Origin of the sequence: Aliikangiella sp. G2MR2-5 (assembly GCF_015687155.1) — a bacterium.
Lineage (GTDB): Bacteria > Pseudomonadota > Gammaproteobacteria > Enterobacterales > Kangiellaceae > Aliikangiella.
In genome coordinates, this window is record NZ_JADPQF010000035.1 from 1 (window position 1) to 283 (window position 283).

At 42.0% G+C, this 283-nt stretch carries 1 pseudogene; it reads right to left on the reverse strand.

What is annotated here, in order from left to right:
• A pseudogene (locus IYN84_RS20905) lies at positions 1 to 283 on the reverse strand (transposase); the annotation flags it as partial.

Genomic DNA, 283 nt, shown 5'->3' on the forward strand with positions numbered 1-283 from the left:
TGAAGTTCTTAGCTTATCAATTCGCTTTTTGATTGAAGTATGGAGAGAGGCTTCAAGTTCCTGAGTAATACCAGCTCGAATTGGATTAAGGTCAACATAAGCCATACAGGCAAGTACCGAAGTTTCATCGAGTAACGGAATGGATTGATAACGGGATTCCCAGAAGCGACCTTTGACACAATCTTCCAAGTTGCTCTGTTTGGCCAAAGGCTCATTCAGCCTTGCCATAAACCAGGAAAGCTTACCGAGTCGCTTTCGATATTTGGTAAGTTTAGTTTTATCC